Source organism: Streptomyces formicae (assembly GCF_002556545.1).
Lineage (GTDB): Bacteria > Actinomycetota > Actinomycetes > Streptomycetales > Streptomycetaceae > Streptomyces > Streptomyces formicae_A.
Window position 1 is genome coordinate 6076869 of record NZ_CP022685.1, and the last position, 17131, is coordinate 6093999.

A 17131-nucleotide genomic window follows, 5' to 3' on the forward strand; every position below is an offset into this window, starting at 1 on the left:
ACATGGAGACGACAAGTCGGGTAGGCGCGCAGGCGCCGGCCGCGGACGGCACCGCACAAGCGGTGCCCTCCGCCCGGCGCACGGTCGACGGCTACCTGCTGGCGCCCTTCCCCTGGTACGGCCTTGACGAGGCCTTCACGGGGCAGCGCTGGCTGATGCAGGTCGGCGCGACGGCGGACGGTGCCGTGGAGCACGGTTCGATCGGGCACGGTGACGAGCCGTCGGTCCGGGCCGAGGGCACCCTCGGCACCAGCGACAAGGAGCGCTTCGCGGTCGTGGTGACCGTCGCGGCCAATCCCGTGCGGCGCAGCTCCGACGGCACCGGCGTCCTGGAGGCCACCTCGGTCTCCTCGGCGGCCTGGCTCGCCGGTGTGGGCCTGCTGACCCACACCTGGCCCGGGCAGATGGACCACACGCTGCGCGACGACTGGCTGGACCAGCAGACGGAGACGGCCTGGGCCCTCGCGGACGATCTGGAGGGCTCCGACTGGTCGGCGCTCTCGCTGCCGGTGGACGGGGTGCCGACGCCGTTCCACTACCGCGAGTCCGAGTTCGGGTGGGTGCTGGCGGGGTCCACGAAGGAGGGCGTGCACCTCGGCGCCTACGGGCGCGGGATGAGTGCGTACGGGCTCGGCTTCGCCGTCATCAAGGACATCACCGCGTACGCCTGACACTCCGTGGGGCGCGTGGTTCTGTGCGGGTCGACCGTGGCTGGTCGCGCCCACGCGGCGGAGCCGCAAATTGACACAGTCCCGCGCCCCTTACGGGGCGCTCCTACCGGGGCACCTCTCAGAACTCAGAACTTGTTGCGCGGCGTGACCCCGAGCGACATGCCCGCGAGGCCGCGCTGGCGGCCGCCCAGCTTGCCCGCGATCGCGCGCAGCGCCGAGCCCGCGGGGGAGTCCGGGTCGGTCAGGACGACGGGCTTGCCCTCGTCGCCGCCCTCGCGCAGGCGGACGTCGATCGGGATGGAGCCGAGGACGGGGACCGTCGCCCCCGTCGTCTTCGTGAGGCCCTCGGCGACCCGCTGGCCGCCGCCCGTGCCGAACACGTCGACCATCTCGTCGCAGTGCGGGCAGGGCAGCCCGGACATGTTCTCGACGACGCCGACGATCTTCTGGTGGGTCTGCACGGCGATGGAGCCCGCGCGCTCGGCGACCTCGGCCGCGGCCTGCTGGGGCGTGGTGACGACGAGGATCTCGGCGTTCGGCACGAGCTGCGCCACGGAGATCGCGATGTCGCCCGTGCCCGGCGGCAGGTCCAGGAGCAGCACGTCCAGGTCGCCCCAGAAGACGTCGGCGAGGAACTGCTGGAGGGCGCGGTGCAGCATCGGTCCTCGCCACACGACCGGTGCGTTGCCCGGGGTGAACATGCCGATGGAGATGACCTTCACGCCGTTCGCGGACGGCGGCATGATCATGTTCTCGACCTGGGTGGGCTTGCCGTCGGCGCCCAGCATGCGGGGGACGGAGTGGCCGTAGATGTCCGCGTCCACGACGCCGACCTTCAGGCCGTCCGCCGCCATCGCGGCCGCCAGGTTCACCGTCACCGAGGACTTGCCGACGCCGCCCTTGCCGGAGGCGACCGCGTAGACGCGGGTGAGGGAGCCCGGCTTGGCGAAGGGGACCTCGCGCTCGGCGGTGCCGCCGCGCAGCGCGGCGGCCAGCTCCTTGCGCTGGTCGTCGCTCATCACGTCGAGCGTCACGTCGACGCGCGTGACGCCTTCGACGGCCGCGACCGCGTCCGTCACGTTCTTGGTGATCGTCTCGCGCATCGGGCAGCCGGAGACCGTCAGGTACACGGTGACCGCCACCGCCCCGTCGGGGGCGATGTCCACCGATTTGACCATCCCCAGCTCGGTGATGGGTCGCTGGATCTCGGGGTCGTTCACCGTCGCCAGTGCTTCAAGCACCGCGTCTTCCGTAGCCATACGACCGATAGTACGGCGCGGTAACCCGGGCCGGGAAAGGCCCGTCAACGGTCGCCTACATCACTTCCCCGCGAGCGCTCCTGCGGGAATACGGCGCGCTGCTCCTCCAGCTCCTTGACCAGGTCCTGGAGTTCGGAACGGATCCAGTCGCGGGTGGCGACCTCGCCGAGCCCCATGCGGAGCGAGGCGATCTCGCGGGTGAGGTACTCGGTGTCCGCGATGGAGCGCTCGTTCTGCTTGCGGTCCTGTTCGAGGTTGACGCGGTCGCGGTCGTCCTGGCGGTTCTGCGCGAGCAGGATCAGCGGAGCGGCGTACGACGCCTGGAGGGAGAGCATCAGCGTCAGGAAGATGAACGGGTACTGGTCGAAGCGGTACGCGTCCGGGGCGGCGATGTTCCACACCACCCACATGATGATGACGACCGTCATCCAGACGATGAACCGGCCCGTGCCGAGGAACCGGGCGATCCGCTCGGACATCCGCCCGAACGCCTCGGGGTCGTAGTCGGGCAGCAGCTTGGTGCGCGGGACGCGCGGCTGGTCGAGGCGGAATCGGGAGGGCCTCGGCTCGGCGCGGTTCTCGCGGTCGCGGTCAGCCGCCATGTCCCGCCTCCTCCTCCAGATGGAACTCCGTCTCGCGCCAGTCGTCGGGCAGCATGTGGTCCAGTACGTCGTCGACGGTGACCGCCCCGAGCAGCGCGCCGCCCTCGTCGACGACGGGCGCGGCCACCATGTCGTACGTCGCGAAGAACCCGGCGACGGCGGGCAGGGTGGCGTCCGGGGCGAGGGGCAGCAGGTCGTCGTCGAGGATCGAGCCGACCAGCGTGTAGGGCGGATCGCGCAGGAGCCGCTGGAAGTGCACGGTGCCCAGGTACTTGCCGGTCGGCGTCTCGTCCGGCGGGCGGCACACGTACACCTGTGCGGCGAGCGCGGGGGAGAGGTCCTCCATGCGCACCCGTGCGAGGGCGTCGGCGACGGTGGCGTCGGGGCGGAGCACGATCGGCTCGGTCGTCATCAGACCGCCCGCGGTGCGCTCCTCGTAGGCCATCAGGCGCCGCACGTCCGCCGCGTCGTCCGGCTGCATCAGGGTGAGCAGGCGTTCCTTGTCGTCCTCGGGCAGCTCGGCGAGCAGGTCGGCGGCGTCGTCGGGGTCCATGGCCTCCAGGACGTCCGCCGCGCGCTCCTCCTTGAGCTTGCCGAGGATCTCGATCTGGTCGTCCTCGGGGAGCTCTTCGAGGACGTCGGCGAGCCGGTCGTCGTCGAGGGCGGCCGCGACCTCGGCCCGTCGCTTCGGCGTCAGGTGGTGCAGGACGTTGGCGAGGTCGGCGGGGCGCAGCTGTTCGAAGGTGGCGAGCAGGTTCTCGGCGCCCTGCCCGTGCTCCTCCAGGGAGAAGCCGTCGACCGCCGACCAGTCGACGGTCAGCGTCTCGCCCTTGCGGCGGAACGTTCCGCCTTTGCCCTTCCGTACGAAGACCCGGTCGATCTCCCAGTCGCGGCGGGCGGGCAGTTGCTGGACCGACACGTCCAGGACGGTCACCTCCTCGCCCGTGTCGACGAGGTTGACCCTGCGGTCGAGCATCTCGCCGAGGACGAGCCGTTCGGTGGGCCGCTGTTCGAAACGCCGTACGTTCAGTACGCCCGTGGTGATGACCTGGCCGGACTCGACGCCGGTGACGCGGGTCATCGGCAGGAAGATCCGCCGCCGCGTCGACAGCTCCACGACGAGACCGAGCACCCGAGGGGGTCTGCGGCCGACGCGCAGCATCACGACCACGTCGCGCACCCGGCCCACCTGGTCGCCGTTCGGGTCGAACGCGGGGACGCCGGAGAGATGTGAGACGAATACTCTGGGGGCGCCTGCCGCCATGCGTGCGCTCCCTTCTCACCTGGGGATTCATCCCGCTTGATCCGGCAATACGGGCTTCAGGCTAGCCCGTCCCTGTCGGATGCGCCCCGGCGGAGGGTCCGGACGGCCTTGCGCCGTACCGCTGCGTCGGCACGGGTACGCTGCCGTACTGCCGAAGCCGTAGAGGCCGTCCGCACGAGAGGCAGCGCCACCTGTGACCGCACTTCCCCCGGCAAGCCGCACCCGCAGGGCCGCACTCGTGAGCGCGATGTGCGCGGGCCTGGTGGTGGGGGTCACCAGTCTGACGGGGTGCAGCAGCGAGGACCCGGACGCGGGCACCAACGGCGTCGGCAAGCTCCCCGCGTCGAAGATCCAGAGCAAGTCGAGCAAGGCCGCGCAGGACGCGTCGGCGGTCCGGCTCTCCGGCACCGTGGTGAGCAAGGACCACACCTACACCCTGGACATGCGGGTCAAGGACGAGGGCGGCACCGGCTCGGTCACCTCCAAGGGCCAGACGTTCCAGCTCCTGCGTGTCGGCGAGCAGCTGTACCTGAAGGCCGACTCGGAGTTCTGGACGCACAAGAAGGGTCAGGGCGGCGACGGGAAGGGCGCGCAGGGGGACGAGGCGGCCGCGGCCAAGCTGGACGGCAAGTACGTCAAGGTCCCCAAGGGCGACCCCGCCTACCAGCAGCTGAGCGGTTTCACGGACAAGAGCGTGCTCCTGGACGGCATGCTCACGCTGCACGGCGAACTCGCCAAGGGCGACCGGGGCAAGACGGGCAGCACCCGCACCATCAAGATCACCGGCGACGAGGGCGCGGGCGGCACCCTGGACGTCTCCCTGGACGGCAAGCCCTACCCCCTGCGCCTGGAGCGCGGCGGCCACGCGGGCACCCTCAAGCTCACGGACTGGGGCAAGGACTTCAGGGCCGAGGAGCCGGACAAGACGGAACTGGTCGACTACGGCGCACAACTGCCGACGTCCTAGGGGGGCGGAAGCCCTGTAAGGGGCGCGGGGAACTGCGCGAGCAATCAGTACGCACCCGCAGTCGAAGACGGCGAATCCTTCAGCGGCGCTTGCGCTTGAAGAGCAGCTTCGGAAGGCCCCCGGGCACCGGTTGACGCGTAGTCGCCCCCGTGGCCAAGGGCGCAGCCGCCAGCGACCCCTCGGGCAACTCCGCGACCCCGTCCAGCGGGGTGAGCCGGACGACCCGGCACTGTGAGGCCCACCGGTCGGTGATCCCCTCCGCGTCGGACGCGTTCAACCGCTTCCCCTTGAGCTCGGCGACAGCCGCTTCCCACGGCTCGGAGCCGGGCGCCAGCTCACTGACCCGCGCCGTCCAGGCGACCACCCGGCCGCCCTTGTCCTTGCTGCGCACGGTCACCTCGGCGACGCCCCCGTCGACGAGTCCGGGCAGGGGCTGCTCGCCGGGCCCGTCGCCGACGAGATGCGCGGCGTCCTCGTGCCACACGTGCCACAGCGCCCGGGCGGGGGAGTCCTCGCCCTGGACCCAGACGAGGCCGGACTTCTTGGTGGCCTCCTCGACGAGGGCGCGGTCGAGCAGCGGGTCAGCAGTCATGGCGGCAGCCTACCGAGTGGCGGTCAGAGCCAGCCGTTGCGCTTGAGGGTCCGGTGGATCGCGAAGCAGACGCCGCCGATGAGGGCGAGCACCATCGGGTAGCCGTACCGCCAGTGCAGCTCGGGCATGTGCTTGAAGTTCATGCCGTAGACGCCGCACACGGCCGTCGGCACGGCGATGATCGCCGCCCACGAGGTGATCTTGCGCATGTCCTCGTTCTGGGCGACGGCGGCCTGCGCGAGGTTGGCCTGGAGGATCGAGTTGAGCAGCTCGTCGAAGCCGATCACCTGCTCCTGCACGCGCGTGAGGTGGTCGGCGACGTCGCGGAAGTACTTCTGGATGTCGGGGTCGACGAGCCGCATCGGCCGCTCGCTGAGCAGCAGCATCGGGCGGAGCAGCGGGGACACGGCCCGCTTGAACTCCAGGACCTCGCGCTTGAGCTGGTAGATCCGTCCGGCGTCGACACCGCGCGAGCTGCCCTTGCCCTTGCTCGGCGCGGAGAACACCTCGCTCTCCACGTCGTCGATGTCGTCCTGCATGGCGTCGGCGACCGCGAGATAACCGTCGACGACGTGGTCGGCGATGGTGTGCAGGACGGCGGAGGGGCCCTTGGCGAGCAGCTCGGGGTCCTCCTGGAGGCGGCGGCGCAGGGCGCGCAGCGAGCCGTGCCCGCCGTGCCGCACGGTGATGAAGAAGTCCCGGCCGGTGAAGCACATCACCTCGCCGGTCTCCACGATCTCGCTGGTGGCGGTGAGTTCGTCGTGCTCCACGTAGTGGATGGTCTTGAAGACGGTGAAGAGCGTGTCGTCGTAACGCTCCAGCTTGGGCCGCTGGTGGGCGTGGACCGCGTCCTCGACGGCGAGCGGGTGCAGCCCGAACTCGGCCGCGATACCGGCGAATTCGGCCTCGGTCGGCTCGTGCAGGCCGATCCACGCGAAGCCGCCCCGCTTGCGCACCTCCAGCATCGCCTCGTGCGGCGTGAGGGCGTCGGCGCACTCCAGGCGCCGCCCGTCGCGGTAGACGGCGCAGTCGACCACGGCCGACGCGGCGTCCCTGGTCGCGTCGTACGGGTAGGGGGAGGTGGGCGACGAGGGGTAGCCGCTGCCGTCCTTGCGCAGCGAGGGGCGGACGGCGGCACGAAGGTCGCGGATCATCGACATGGGCAGGCTCCTTCGACGGAGGCCGCCTGCGACGGTTGGAACTGCCCGGAATGGGGACGTCCTACTGCGGGAATGTTTGGCACGTCCACAAAGCGGGGAGCACCGCACCGTCGCGGTGGCAGCTTCGCTACTGACACAGATCAGGGAACTCAGACAGATCAGGTGAAAACGAAGTGCTCTTCCGTCGCACACGGCACGAACAGTGCATGCGGTGCGTGTGTGTGCGTGCGCAGCTACCGGGCTGCGTGATTCACCGGGCGGAAGAGCGGGTGGTACTGCACGGTCGACTTCGGTCCATTGCAGCCCCACCTCCTCCGGCCGGTCCCCCGTAAGGGAAGTCCCATGCGCCCTCTGCGCCCGTGGCGCAGAGTCAGTGTCTGTCTGCAGGGCTTGAAAGCGACGCTTCTGCGTGCTGCCCTGAGCCAGCGGCCAACACTATCAGCCGACTGAAGTGTCAAGCCCCCGCTTTGCGCTTCACTGACGAGTTCTATGCTCGCGTCATGGCTGATGTTCTTACCCTCGTCGAGGCCCGTCTCCGCACCGGCCTGGGGGAACCCGACGCGCGCGCCGCGGTGACCTTCCTCGGCACCGACCGCTTCGAAGTGCTGCGCTTCACGGACGGCGACGTCGTGCGCTACGCCACGCTCGGCATGTCGGCCCAGCCGATGACCGACCCCACCGCCGCACTGGCCGACCCGGTCGAGGGCCCGCGCGCGGAGCTCGTCCTCTCGGTACGAGGAGGGCTCGCCGACACCGACAAGGTGCTGCGCCCCCTGGCCGTCCTCGCCGCCTCGCCCCAGGTCGAAGGGCTGGTGGTGGCGCCGGGCGCGTCGCTGGACGTGGGCGAACCGCTGTGGCCGGGCGCGCCGTTCACCTCGGTCCTGGTCGCGGAGCCGGGCGGCCTCGTCGAGGACCTGGACCTGGACGACCCGATGGATCCGGTGCGGTTCCTGCCGCTGCTGCCCATGACGCCGAACGAGGCGGCGTGGAAGCGGGTGCACGGCGCGGAGGCCCTGCGGGAGCGCTGGCTGAACAGCGGAACGGACCTGCGCGATCCGCTGCGCAAGTCCGTGTCGCTGGACTGAAACTCCTCGCGGTGAGCCCTAGTTGGCGAAGACCGTGACGCTGTCCTCGGTGGCGTGCTTCGGTTCCAGTTCCTCGGCCTCGTGGGTGAGGGCGTTCCTGCGCACCCAGACCACGACCGCGCCGAGCACCGCCGTGACCGCCGCGACCACGAACGGGATGTGGATGTCGCTCCACTCCTCGATCTTCGGCGCGAAGAACGGCGCGGCGGCCGCGGCGAACCAGCGCACGAAGTTGTAGCCCGCGCTGGCCACCGGGCGCGGCGCGTCGGAGACGCCGAGGGCGAGCTCGGTGTAGACGGTGTTGTTCACGCCGATGAAGGCGCCGGACAGGATCGTGCAGACGACGGCCGCGGTGTGGTTGCCGTACCCGAGCACCAGGACGTCCACGGCGAGCAGCACCAGCGAGCCGCCGAGCACCTTCAGCGAGCCGAACCTGGCCTGGAGACGCGGCGCGACGAGCACCGAGAAGACCGCGAGCAGCACGCCCCAGGCGAAGAAGACCGCGCCCGATGCGTACGGCGTCATGTTCAGCACGAACGGCGTGAAGGCCAGCACGGTGAAGAACGTGTAGTTGTAGAAGAACGCCGAGGCCGCCGCGGAGGCGAGGCCGCCGTGGCCCAGTGCCTTGATCGGGTCGAGCAGCGAGGTCTTCCTCGCGGGCTTCGGCTGCTCCTTGAGGAACGCCGTGATGCACAGGAAGCCGATCGCCATCAGGGCCGCGGTGCCGAAGAACGGGTAGCGCCAGCTGGCGTCGCCGAGCAGCGCGCCGAGCAGGGGGCCGCAGGCCATGCCGAGACCGAGGGCCGACTCGTAGAGCAGGATCGCGGCCGCGCTGCCGCCCGCCGCGGCGCCGACGATGACGGCGAGGGCGGTCGAGACGAAGAGCGCGTTGCCGAGGCCCCAGCCCGCCCGGAACCCGACGAGTTCACCGACCGAGCCCGAGGTGCCGGAGAGTCCGGCGAAGACGACCACGAGCGCGAGGCCGAGCAGCAGGGTCTTCTTGCCGCCGATGCGGCTGGAGACGAAGCCGGTCACCAGCATCGCGACGGCGGTGATCAGGAAGTACGAGGTGAACAGGAGCGAGACCTGGCTGGCGCTGGCGTCCAGGCCCTTGGCGATGGAGGGCAGGATCGGGTCGACGAGGCCGATGCCCATGAAGGCCACGACGGAGGCGCCCGCCGTGGCCCACACGGCCTTCGGCTGGCGCAGGAGGCTGGTCGCCCCCGCGTCGAACGGATCCCCTTCGGCGGGGCCTCCCGTACTGCTGTTCATACAGCCGCTCCTTCACGCTTCCGGTGAGTTCGTTGACGTATACACATATTAAGTTAGGGAGGCTAAATGATGCAAGCTACATCTAGTTTTGCCTGGTGACAGCGCCACCGGACGGGTGATCGTCCTTGACGGGGCGACGACCGGGGAGGACCGTTGGGCGCTATGAGGGGCGAACCCAGTTGCCCGAAGTGTGGTGGCCGGGTCAGGGCTCCCGGTCTCTTTGCCGACTCCTGGCAGTGCGATGTGCACGGCACCGTGCACCCGCTGCAGCCCGTGATCCCGCCCAGCGTCGAGGCCCTCCAGGTCGTGGTGCGCCGCGCGCAGGTACCGGTGTGGATGCCGTGGCCGCTGCCGGTCGGCTGGCTGTTCACGGGCGTGGCCTGCGCGGGGGACGACCGGAGTGGTGGGCGTGCGACCGCGGTGGCCTGCTCGGGGCCCGCGCCGCTCGGTGGCGTCGGCGAGCTGGTGCTCGTCGCCGAGGAGCTGGGCGTCGGCCTCGGCGCGCGCTACGCGGGCATCGACGGGCCCGATCCCGGCCCCTTCATGGGCGTCGAGAAGCCGCCACAGGCCAAGCTCCTCGCGGCGGGGCGGCCGACGCCGATGTGGCACGTCTCGGGCACTCCGGACGACCGCGCGGTCTTCGCGGGGGAGGCGCGGGGGTTGTGGCTGTGGGCCATCGCTTGGCCGGAGCAGTCGGGGCTCTTGATGTACGACGAGTTGGTGCTCACGGATTTGCGGGACGCGGGGGCGGAGGTCGATCTGTTGCCGTGTGGGGCGTTGTCGCCGCGCTTGCTCATGCCGTAGTTGCTCGCTGCCGTCGTTTGTGCGGCCCGCACCGGGGATTCGCGCAGTTCCCCGCGCCCCTTGATTTTCCCCCGGCCGTCGGTGGCCTGCGGGCCCGCTGTGGCTTGGCGCGCAGTTCCCCGCACCCCTTGGATTTGCCTCGGCTGTCGGTGGTCTGCGGGTCCGCTGTGGCTTGGCGCGCAGTTCCCCGCGCCCCTTGACGGAACCGTGCTGGCCGGTGCGTCGCAGTTAAGGGGCGCGGGGAACTGCGCGAAACCCCGGGGCCGGTCGTGCCGAACGGGGGCACCGGCCACGGAGTGGCGACCGTGAGCGATGCCTCGTTCGCCGCGGCGGGTGGAGGGGGCGATTCCCGTTATCCTTGGGCGTCCCCCCGTGCCACCCGTCAGAGCCTGGAGTCCGCAGCGTGCGCATCGATCTGCACACCCACTCCACCGCCTCCGACGGCACGGACACCCCGGCCGAGCTGGTGCGCAACGCCTCCGCCGCCGGGCTCGACGTCGTCGCGCTCACCGACCACGACACCACCAGGGGACACGCCGCGGCCATCGAGGCCCTGCCCGCCGGACTCACCCTCGTCACCGGCGCCGAGCTCTCCTGCCGCCTGGACGGCGTGGGCCTGCACATGCTGGCGTACCTCTTCGATCCCGATGAGCCGGACCTCGCCCGCGAGCGCGAGCTGGTCAGGGACGACCGGGTGCCGCGCGCCAAGACGATGGTCCGCAAGCTCCAGGAGCTCGGGGTGCCGGTGACCTGGGAGCAGGTCGCGCGCATCGCGGGCGACGGTTCCGTCGGGCGTCCGCACGTCGCCGAGGCCCTCGTCGAGCTGGGCGTCGTGCCCACCGTCTCCGACGCGTTCACGCCCGAGTGGCTCGCCGACGGCGGTCGCGCGTACGCGGGCAAGCACGAGCTCGACCCCTTCGACGCCATCCGCCTGGTCAAGGCGGCCGGGGGCGTCACCGTCTTCGCGCACCCCGCCGCCGTCAAGCGCGGCCAGGTGGTTCCCGAGGCCGCGATAGCCCGGCTCGCCGCGGCGGGTCTCGACGGCATCGAGGCCGACCACATGGACCACGCGCCCGAGACCCGCGCCCGGCTGCGCGGCCTCGCGGCCGACCTGGGCCTGCTCGTCACCGGGTCCAGCGACTACCACGGCAGTCGCAAGACGTGCGTGCTCGGGGAGTTCACCACCGACCCCGAGATCTACGGCGAGATCACCCGTAGGGCGACGGGCGCGTTCCCCGTGCCGGGCGCCGGCGGACGCCCCGCGGCGTAGCGCCCCGCGAGACCCTCGCGCTCCCCTCTCTCCTCACTTCACTCCACTCCACCGCGCTTCCGCGGCGGCTGTCGCCGTGCGCCGTGCCCCGTGCCCGGCGTCGACCGGCGCCGCCCTGCGTGCCCGCGTGGCTCCTTCGTACCGTCTCTCCACTCTCTGCAAGGCCATCACTGTGTTCGACGTCGCCGTCTTCGGATCCCTCTTCCTCACGCTGTTCGTGATCATGGACCCCCCTGGGATCACCCCGATCTTCCTCGGCCTGACCGCGGGACGCCCCGCCAAGGTGCAGCAGCGGATGGCCTTCCAGGCCGTCTGCGTCGCCTTCGGCGTGATCGCCGTCTTCGGTCTCGTGGGCCACCAGATCCTCAACTACCTGCACGTCTCCGTGCCCGCGCTGATGATCGCGGGCGGACTCCTGCTGCTGCTCATCGCGCTCGACCTGCTCACCGGCAAGACGGACGAGCCGAAGCAGACCAAGGACGTCAACGTCGCGCTCGTACCGCTCGGCATGCCGCTGCTCGCCGGGCCCGGCGCGATCGTCTCGGTGATCCTGGCCGTGCAGAACGCCCACAGCGCCGCCACGCAGATCTCCGTCTGGGCGGCGATCGTGGCGATGCACGTGGTGCTGTGGCTGGTGATGCGGTACTCGCTGCTGATCATCCGTGTGATCAAGGACGGCGGCGTGGTCCTCGTGACCCGGCTCGCGGGCATGATGCTGTCCGCCATCGCCGTGCAGCAGATCATCAACGGCGTGACGCAGGTGATCAAGGGCGGCTGAGGTCGCGTCCCGGCACACGAAGGGCCCCGGCACCACGTGGTGCCGGGGCCCTTCGACGTCTGCGTACGCGTAAGTGTTACGAAGCCGAGGATTCGGCCGGGCGGATGTAGATGCGCTGGCCTATTGCTGCGGCCTGCTGCACGATCCGGTTGACGGAGGCGGCGTCCACGACGGTGCTGTCCACGGCGGAGCCGTCGACGTCGTCAAGTCGCATGATTTCGAAGCGCATGGTGGCTTCTCCCTTCGTCTGGTCATCCTCCTGAAGGAGAACTACTGAAGATGGTCAGGCCGTTGCCTGCCTGTTAAGTGTGGGTTGCGGGGCCAGTGGGCCTCGCGTTCCTGATGGGTACAACGAGTTGCTTCCAGCAAACATTCCCTACGCTAAGGAAATTTTTCGCGAACCTAATTACCTACGAGTAGCGGGACCGGTTGTGTTCGCTGTGTGACCGGCGGGAGACTGGGTTCCTTATGAACCACGCCGACCACAGCGCAGCCGACATCAGTGCTCAGCTGGAGCGCGCCAACGGGCTCCTGGAGCGGATGCTCGCCGAGGTGGCCAAGACCCCGTCCACCCACGCGATCTTCGTCGACGCCGGATACCTGTACGCGGCCGCGGGACGGCTCGCCACGGGCACCGAGGACCGGCGCGCCTTCGACCTGGACGCCGAAGGGCTCATCGAGGCGCTCATCGACAAGGCGCGCACGATCTTCGCGGACAGCCGACTGCTGCGCGTCTACTGGTACGACGGGGCCAGGCGCCGCATCCACACGACCGAGCAGCAGTCCATCGCCGAGCTGCCCGACGTCAAGGTCAGGCTCGGCAACCTGAACGCCAACAATCAGCAGAAGGGCGTCGACTCGCTGATCAGGAGCGACCTGGAGTCCCTCGCCAGGCACCGCGCGATCAGCGACGCCGCGCTGATCGGCGGCGACGAGGACCTGGTCTCCGCGGTCGAGGCCGCACAGGGGTACGGCGCGCGGGTCCACCTCTGGGGCATCGAGGCGCCCGACGGCCGCAACCAGGCGGAGCCGCTGCTCTGGGAGGTCGACAGCCAGCGCACGTTCGACCTCGACTTCTTCAAGCCGTACGTCACGCGCCGGGCGGCCACGACGTACGAGACGGGCCCCTCCGCGCACCGGCCCTCGCGCGAGGACGTCCGCTTCGTCGGCGCGCAGATCGCCGCGAAGTGGCTGGCCGCGCGGGGGCGCGAGGCGCTGGTGGGGCTGCTCCCCGGCCATCCGTATCTGCCGGGCTCGGTGGACCAGGAACTGCTCGTGGAGGCGGAGCGGCTGCTGCAGTACTCGCTGCGCGGGCAGTCGGACCTGCGCAGGGCGCTGCGGGACGGCTTCTGGGACCACCTCCAGACGCAGTACTGACCGTCAGACCCGGTTCCAGAAGGCGATCAGGGCCGCCGCCGTCTCCGCGGGGCGGTCCGTGTTGGGGGAGTGCTCGGCACCGGCGATCACCGAACGGTGGGCCCGCAGGCGCTGCGCCATCTCGTCCAGGAGCGGCACCGGCCAGGTGTCGTCGCGCTCGCCCGAGAGGACGTGCTTGGGCAGCGGCGTCGCGGCGAGCTCGTCGATCCGGTCCGGTTCCGTGGAGAGCTGCCCGGCCGTGGCGATCAACTGGGCCGGATTGTGCCGCAGCCAGCGGGCGCGCAGGGCCTCGCTGTCGTCGGCGCCGGTTTCCGCGTCCTGCGGGGGCGGCGGCTCCATGGCCCGCATCGCCTGCCACACCTCGTCCATCGACAGGACGCCGACGGCGTCCGCCAGCATCTTGGCGCGGGCCTGCTGGGTGGGGGTGATCGCGGCGGGGCCCGAGGACATGAGGGTGAGCGACGAGAAGACGTCGGGGGCGAGGAGCACGGCGGCTCGGGCCACCTGGCCGCCGAGGGAGTGGCCGAGCAGCGCGATGGTTCCGGCGGCGGGGCCGGTCTCGTCGCCGAGCGCCGCCGCCTGGGCGAGGGCGTCGCGGGCCAACTCCTCCTGGGCGTACGCCGATTCGTCGGCCGGACCCTCGGTCTCGTACTGTCCGCGGCCGTCCACCGTGACGGCGCGGTAGCCCGCGGCGGCGATCGGCTCCAGGAGGGCGATGAAGTCCTCCTTGCTGCCGGTGAAGCCCGGAAGCATGAGGACGGTCCCCGCGACCGGGACGCCGCGCGGCGGGACCGCGTCGAGCACCGCGAAGTCGCCGCGGGCGGTCCTGAGGGTGCGCGCGGTGGCGCACGGGGGCGGAACGAAGGTGGGAGGCCGGCTCATGGGCCGAGGCTAACCGGTCGGCTTCGGGGCGCGGCGGCGCACCTGCGGCCTACCGGGGCCGGACCGGCCCGCCCGGCCCCGGTACGCCGGGCTCAGGCGGGCCGGTCCGGCCCGAGGCTCAGGCGGGGAGCGCCGCGTCCGCCTGGGCCCGCGTCGGCTTCCACCACGTCGTCACCGGCTCCCAGACGCGCACGCCGTCGGGCAGGCCGAGGGCGTCGGCGGTGAAGCTGCGGCCCGCGTGCGAGGGGTCGCCCGCGACGGTCACGAAGTCCACGACGCGCGCCTGCGGGTTGCCCGGGTCGTCGACGGTGCGCACCGCCGCGTACGCCGTACCGCCCGTGGCGAGCCGGTACGGGGCGCTCTCCGACGGCGGGACCGGCTGGGCCGCGCCGTCCAGATCGCCGAAGGTGACCGTCGGGACGCGGTCGACGACGCAGGCGGGGCCGCGGTTGGTGACGCTGACGCGGAGTACGCCGGGTTCGTCCGAGGCGGACGCCGCCACGCGCAGCGACGCCTCCTTGCAGGTGGCCGCGCGGGCGGCGGACGCGTCGGGGTGGGCCCCCGCGGCGGGAGCGAAGGTCAGCAGGGTGGCGCCGAGCCCGGCCGTGGCCGCGGCGGCGAGGAAGGAGCGAGCGTGCATGGAGTGTCGTCCTCTGTTCCGCTTGTTCCGGATGATCCGCTGTCGTCCTGGATGACCGGTGAGGGGCCCCGGTGGTTGTACGACGCGCGAAGGCCCGCCCCGAACGGGGGCGGGCCTTCGTACGAGCGCGGGACCTGGCGTCAGCTCTCCGTGGTCTCCACGGGCTCGGCCTTCTTGCGCGTACGGCGCTTCGGCTTCTCGGCAGGCGCCTCGGCCTCGGCCGCTGCCACCGGAGCGGCGGCGGCCTTGCGGGTCCTGCGCTTGGGCTTCGGCTCCTCCGCGGACTGCGCGGGGATCTCGGCCTCGACCGCCGCGGCAGCCTCGGCGGCCTTGGCCGCCGCGGTCTTGCGGGGCTTGCGCTTCGGCTTCTCGACCGGGGCTTCCGCCGCGACCTCGGGGACGGCCGCCTCGGCGACCTTCTCCGCGACCTTGCGCGTACGACGGCGCGGCTTGGCGGCCGGAGCCTCGGCCTCGGCCGTCTCCACGACGGTCTCGGCCGTCTCGACCGCGGCGGCGGCCTTGCGCGTGCGGCGCTTCGGCTTCTCGGCGGGGGCCTCGGCCACGTCCGTGGCGCCTTCGGCGGTGTCCACCGCGACCTCGGCTGCCTTGCGGGTGCGGCGGCGCGGCTTGGCGGCCGGGGCCTCCGCCTCGACGGCTTCGGCGGCCTTGGCCGCCGCGGTCTTGCGGGGCTTGCGCTTCGGCTTCTCGGCCGGAGCCTCGGCCTCGACCTCGGGGACGGCCGCCTCGGCGACCTGCTCCGCGACCTTCTCCGCGACCTTGCGCGTACGGCGACGCGGCTTGGTCACCGGAGCCTCGACCACCTCGACAGCCTCAGCGACGACCTCGGCCACGGGGGCCTCGGTCACGGTCGTCGTGCCCTCGGCCGTGGCCAGGGCCTCCGACGCCGCTCCGCCGCGCGTGCGACGGCGACGGCGCGGGGTGCGCGGCTCCGTCGCCTCGGGGGCCGCGTCGGCCTCCGGAGCGGCGGGCGCGACCGGCGCGGTCGTGGTCGCCGTGGCGTCCAGCGGGCTGCCTGCGCGGGTGCGGCGACGACGCCTCGGGGTGCGCGCGGGGCGCTCCTCCTCGGCGGCCGCCGGGCCCGAACGGTCCCGGCCCCGGTCGCGGTTCCTGTCGCGGTCCCGGTCACGGTCCTGCGAGCGCCCGCCGGAGCGGCCGCCGCGGCCGCGCCCACCGGTCTCGCCGAGGTCCTCGATCTCCTCCGCGCCCAGACCCGCACGGGTCCGCTCGGCGCGCGGCAGAACACCCTTGGTGCCCACCGGGATGTCGAGCTCCTCGTACAGGTGCGGCGAGCTGGAGTACGTCTCGACCGGGTCCGGGAAGCCCAGGTCCAGGGCCTTGTTGATCAGCTGCCAGCGCGGGATGTCGTCCCAGTCGACCAGCGTGATCGCGATGCCCTTGGCGCCCGCGCGGCCGGTGCGGCCGATGCGGTGCAGATAGGTCTTCTCGTCCTCGGGGGACTGGTAGTTGATGACGTGCGTGACGCCACCGACGTCGATGCCGCGCGCGGCGACGTCCGTGCAGACGAGCACGTCCACCTTGCCGTTGCGGAACGCGCGCAGCGCCTGCTCGCGGGCGCCCTGGCCGAGGTCGCCGTGGACGGCGCCCGAGGCGAAGCCGCGCTTCTCGAGCTGCTCGGCGATGTCCGCGGCGGTCCGCTTCGTACGGCAGAAGATCATCGCGAGTCCGCGGCCCTCGGCCTGGAGGATGCGCGAGACCATCTCGGGCTTGTCCATGTTGTGCGCGCGGTACACGTGCTGCTTCGTGTTCGCGACGGTCTGGCCCTCGTCGTCCGGCGCGGTGGCGCGGATGTGCGTGGGCTGCGACATGTAGCGACGGGCGAGGCCGATGACGGCGCCCGGCATGGTCGCCGAGAACAGCATCGTCTGGCGCTTCGCGGGAAGCATGTTGATGATCTTCTCGACGTCGGGCAGGAAGCCCAGGTCGAGCATCTCGTCGGCCTCGTCGAGCACCAGGCACTTGACGTGCTTGAGGTCGAGCTTGCGCTGGCCCGCGAGGTCGAGCAGTCGGCCGGGGGTGCCGACGACGATGTCGATGCCCTTCTTGAGGGCCTCGACCTGCGGCTCGTAGGCACGGCCGCCGTATATGGCGAGGACGCGGACGTTGCGCGCCTTGCCCGCGGTCAGGAGGTCGTTCGTCACCTGCTGGCAGAGCTCGCGCGTGGGGACGACGATGAGCGCCTGGGGCGCCTCGGTCAGCTGCTCGGGCTCGGCGCGGCCCGCCTCGACGTCGGCGGGGACGACCACGCGCTCCAGGAGCGGGAGTCCGAAGCCGAGCGTCTTGCCGGTGCCGGTCTTGGCCTGGCCGATGACGTCCGTGCCGGAAAGGGCGACGGGGAGCGTCATCTCCTGGATGGGGAAGGGATTGATGATGCCGACGGCCTCAAGGGCCTCGGCCGTCTCGGGAAGAATCCCGAGCTCTCGGAAAGTCGTAGTCAGGGCAATGCCTCTTCTGTGAGACGCGGCGCGA

17 protein-coding genes are annotated in these 17131 nt (G+C 71.5%); 7 read left to right on the forward strand and 10 right to left on the reverse strand.

The features are described from left to right. The first annotated feature begins 2 nt into the window (after positions 1 to 2). Positions 3 to 671: a hypothetical protein gene (locus KY5_RS26705; RefSeq protein WP_234362872.1), complete on the forward strand. Its 669-nt coding sequence runs from the start codon at positions 3 to 5 to the stop codon at positions 669 to 671. Between the two features lie 125 nt (positions 672 to 796). Here KY5_RS26705 and KY5_RS26710 read toward each other — a convergent pair whose 3' ends face one another. Genes KY5_RS26710 through KY5_RS26720 form a run of 3 tightly spaced genes read right to left on the reverse strand, consistent with a single transcriptional unit; the run spans position 797 to position 3796 of the window. Continuing rightward, entirely contained in the window at positions 797 to 1930 is a 1134-nt protein-coding gene (locus KY5_RS26710; RefSeq protein ID WP_098244610.1) for an Mrp/NBP35 family ATP-binding protein, read from the reverse strand. Between the two features lie 44 nt (positions 1931 to 1974). Beyond that, positions 1975 to 2532 (reverse strand): DUF1003 domain-containing protein, encoded by a 558-nt coding sequence (locus KY5_RS26715; RefSeq protein ID WP_098244611.1) that lies wholly within the window; start codon positions 2530 to 2532, stop codon positions 1975 to 1977. Beyond that, positions 2522 to 3796: a magnesium transporter MgtE N-terminal domain-containing protein gene (locus tag KY5_RS26720; protein ID WP_098244612.1), complete on the reverse strand. Its 1275-nt coding sequence runs from the start codon at positions 3794 to 3796 to the stop codon at positions 2522 to 2524. Before KY5_RS26720 ends, KY5_RS26715 begins: the two co-directional genes overlap by 11 nt. Positions 3797 to 3989: 193 nt before the next feature. On the opposite strand from KY5_RS26720, the gene KY5_RS26725 reads away from it, so the two are divergent. After that, positions 3990 to 4763 (forward strand): hypothetical protein, encoded by a 774-nt coding sequence (locus KY5_RS26725; RefSeq protein WP_098244613.1) that lies wholly within the window; start codon positions 3990 to 3992, stop codon positions 4761 to 4763. Positions 4764 to 4842: 79 nt separating this feature from the next. Here KY5_RS26725 and KY5_RS26730 read toward each other — a convergent pair whose 3' ends face one another. Further along, on the reverse strand, positions 4843 to 5355 hold the full coding sequence (locus tag KY5_RS26730; RefSeq protein ID WP_098244614.1) for a hypothetical protein: 513 nt from the start codon (positions 5353 to 5355) through the stop codon (positions 4843 to 4845). Positions 5356 to 5378: 23 nt separating this feature from the next. Further along, positions 5379 to 6515 carry a magnesium and cobalt transport protein CorA gene (locus KY5_RS26735; protein ID WP_098244615.1) on the reverse strand — a complete coding sequence of 379 codons (1137 nt, stop codon included), beginning with the start codon at positions 6513 to 6515 and terminating at the stop codon, positions 5379 to 5381. 500 nt (positions 6516 to 7015) lie between these two features. On the opposite strand from KY5_RS26735, the gene KY5_RS26740 reads away from it, so the two are divergent. After that, on the forward strand, positions 7016 to 7600 hold the full coding sequence (locus KY5_RS26740; RefSeq protein WP_098244616.1) for a suppressor of fused domain protein: 585 nt from the start codon (positions 7016 to 7018) through the stop codon (positions 7598 to 7600). A gap of 18 nt (positions 7601 to 7618) precedes the next feature. On the opposite strand, the gene KY5_RS26745 is transcribed toward KY5_RS26740, so the two are convergent. Continuing rightward, positions 7619 to 8872, reverse strand: a complete 1254-nt coding sequence (locus KY5_RS26745; protein WP_098244617.1) for an MFS transporter — start codon at positions 8870 to 8872, stop codon at positions 7619 to 7621. 162 nt (positions 8873 to 9034) lie between these two features. Here KY5_RS26745 and KY5_RS26750 point away from each other — a divergent pair, with 162 nt between their 5' ends. The 3 genes from KY5_RS26750 to KY5_RS26760 all read left to right on the forward strand — a co-directional run bounded on the left by KY5_RS26750 (position 9035) and on the right by KY5_RS26760 (position 11724). Continuing rightward, a complete protein-coding gene (locus KY5_RS26750; RefSeq protein ID WP_098244618.1) occupies positions 9035 to 9676 on the forward strand; it encodes a DUF6758 family protein in 642 nt (213 codons plus the stop codon). 403 nt (positions 9677 to 10079) lie between these two features. Further along, positions 10080 to 10946, forward strand: coding sequence for a PHP domain-containing protein (locus KY5_RS26755; protein ID WP_098244619.1), 867 nt, complete (start codon positions 10080 to 10082; stop codon positions 10944 to 10946). 172 nt (positions 10947 to 11118) lie between these two features. Then, on the forward strand, positions 11119 to 11724 hold the full coding sequence (locus tag KY5_RS26760; protein ID WP_098244620.1) for a MarC family protein: 606 nt from the start codon (positions 11119 to 11121) through the stop codon (positions 11722 to 11724). 76 nt (positions 11725 to 11800) lie between these two features. Here KY5_RS26760 and KY5_RS42255 read toward each other — a convergent pair whose 3' ends face one another. Then, positions 11801 to 11953: a hypothetical protein gene (locus tag KY5_RS42255; RefSeq protein ID WP_098244621.1), complete on the reverse strand. Its 153-nt coding sequence runs from the start codon at positions 11951 to 11953 to the stop codon at positions 11801 to 11803. A gap of 239 nt (positions 11954 to 12192) precedes the next feature. Between KY5_RS42255 and KY5_RS26770 the strand changes: the two genes are divergently transcribed. Next, the gene (locus KY5_RS26770) at positions 12193 to 13101 is read left to right on the forward strand and encodes an NYN domain-containing protein (RefSeq protein WP_098244622.1); all 909 of its coding nucleotides are present in this window, start codon (positions 12193 to 12195) and stop codon (positions 13099 to 13101) included. Between the two features lie 3 nt (positions 13102 to 13104). On the opposite strand, the gene KY5_RS26775 is transcribed toward KY5_RS26770, so the two are convergent. The 3 genes from KY5_RS26775 to KY5_RS26785 form a co-directional block, all read right to left on the reverse strand. Next, positions 13105 to 13983 carry an alpha/beta fold hydrolase gene (locus tag KY5_RS26775; RefSeq protein WP_098244623.1) on the reverse strand — a complete coding sequence of 293 codons (879 nt, stop codon included), beginning with the start codon at positions 13981 to 13983 and terminating at the stop codon, positions 13105 to 13107. Between the two features lie 118 nt (positions 13984 to 14101). Continuing rightward, positions 14102 to 14623 (reverse strand): DUF4232 domain-containing protein, encoded by a 522-nt coding sequence (locus KY5_RS26780; protein ID WP_098244624.1) that lies wholly within the window; start codon positions 14621 to 14623, stop codon positions 14102 to 14104. Between the two features lie 140 nt (positions 14624 to 14763). After that, a complete protein-coding gene (locus KY5_RS26785; RefSeq protein ID WP_234362873.1) occupies positions 14764 to 17007 on the reverse strand; it encodes a DEAD/DEAH box helicase in 2244 nt (747 codons plus the stop codon). Positions 17008 to 17131 lie beyond the last annotated feature (124 nt).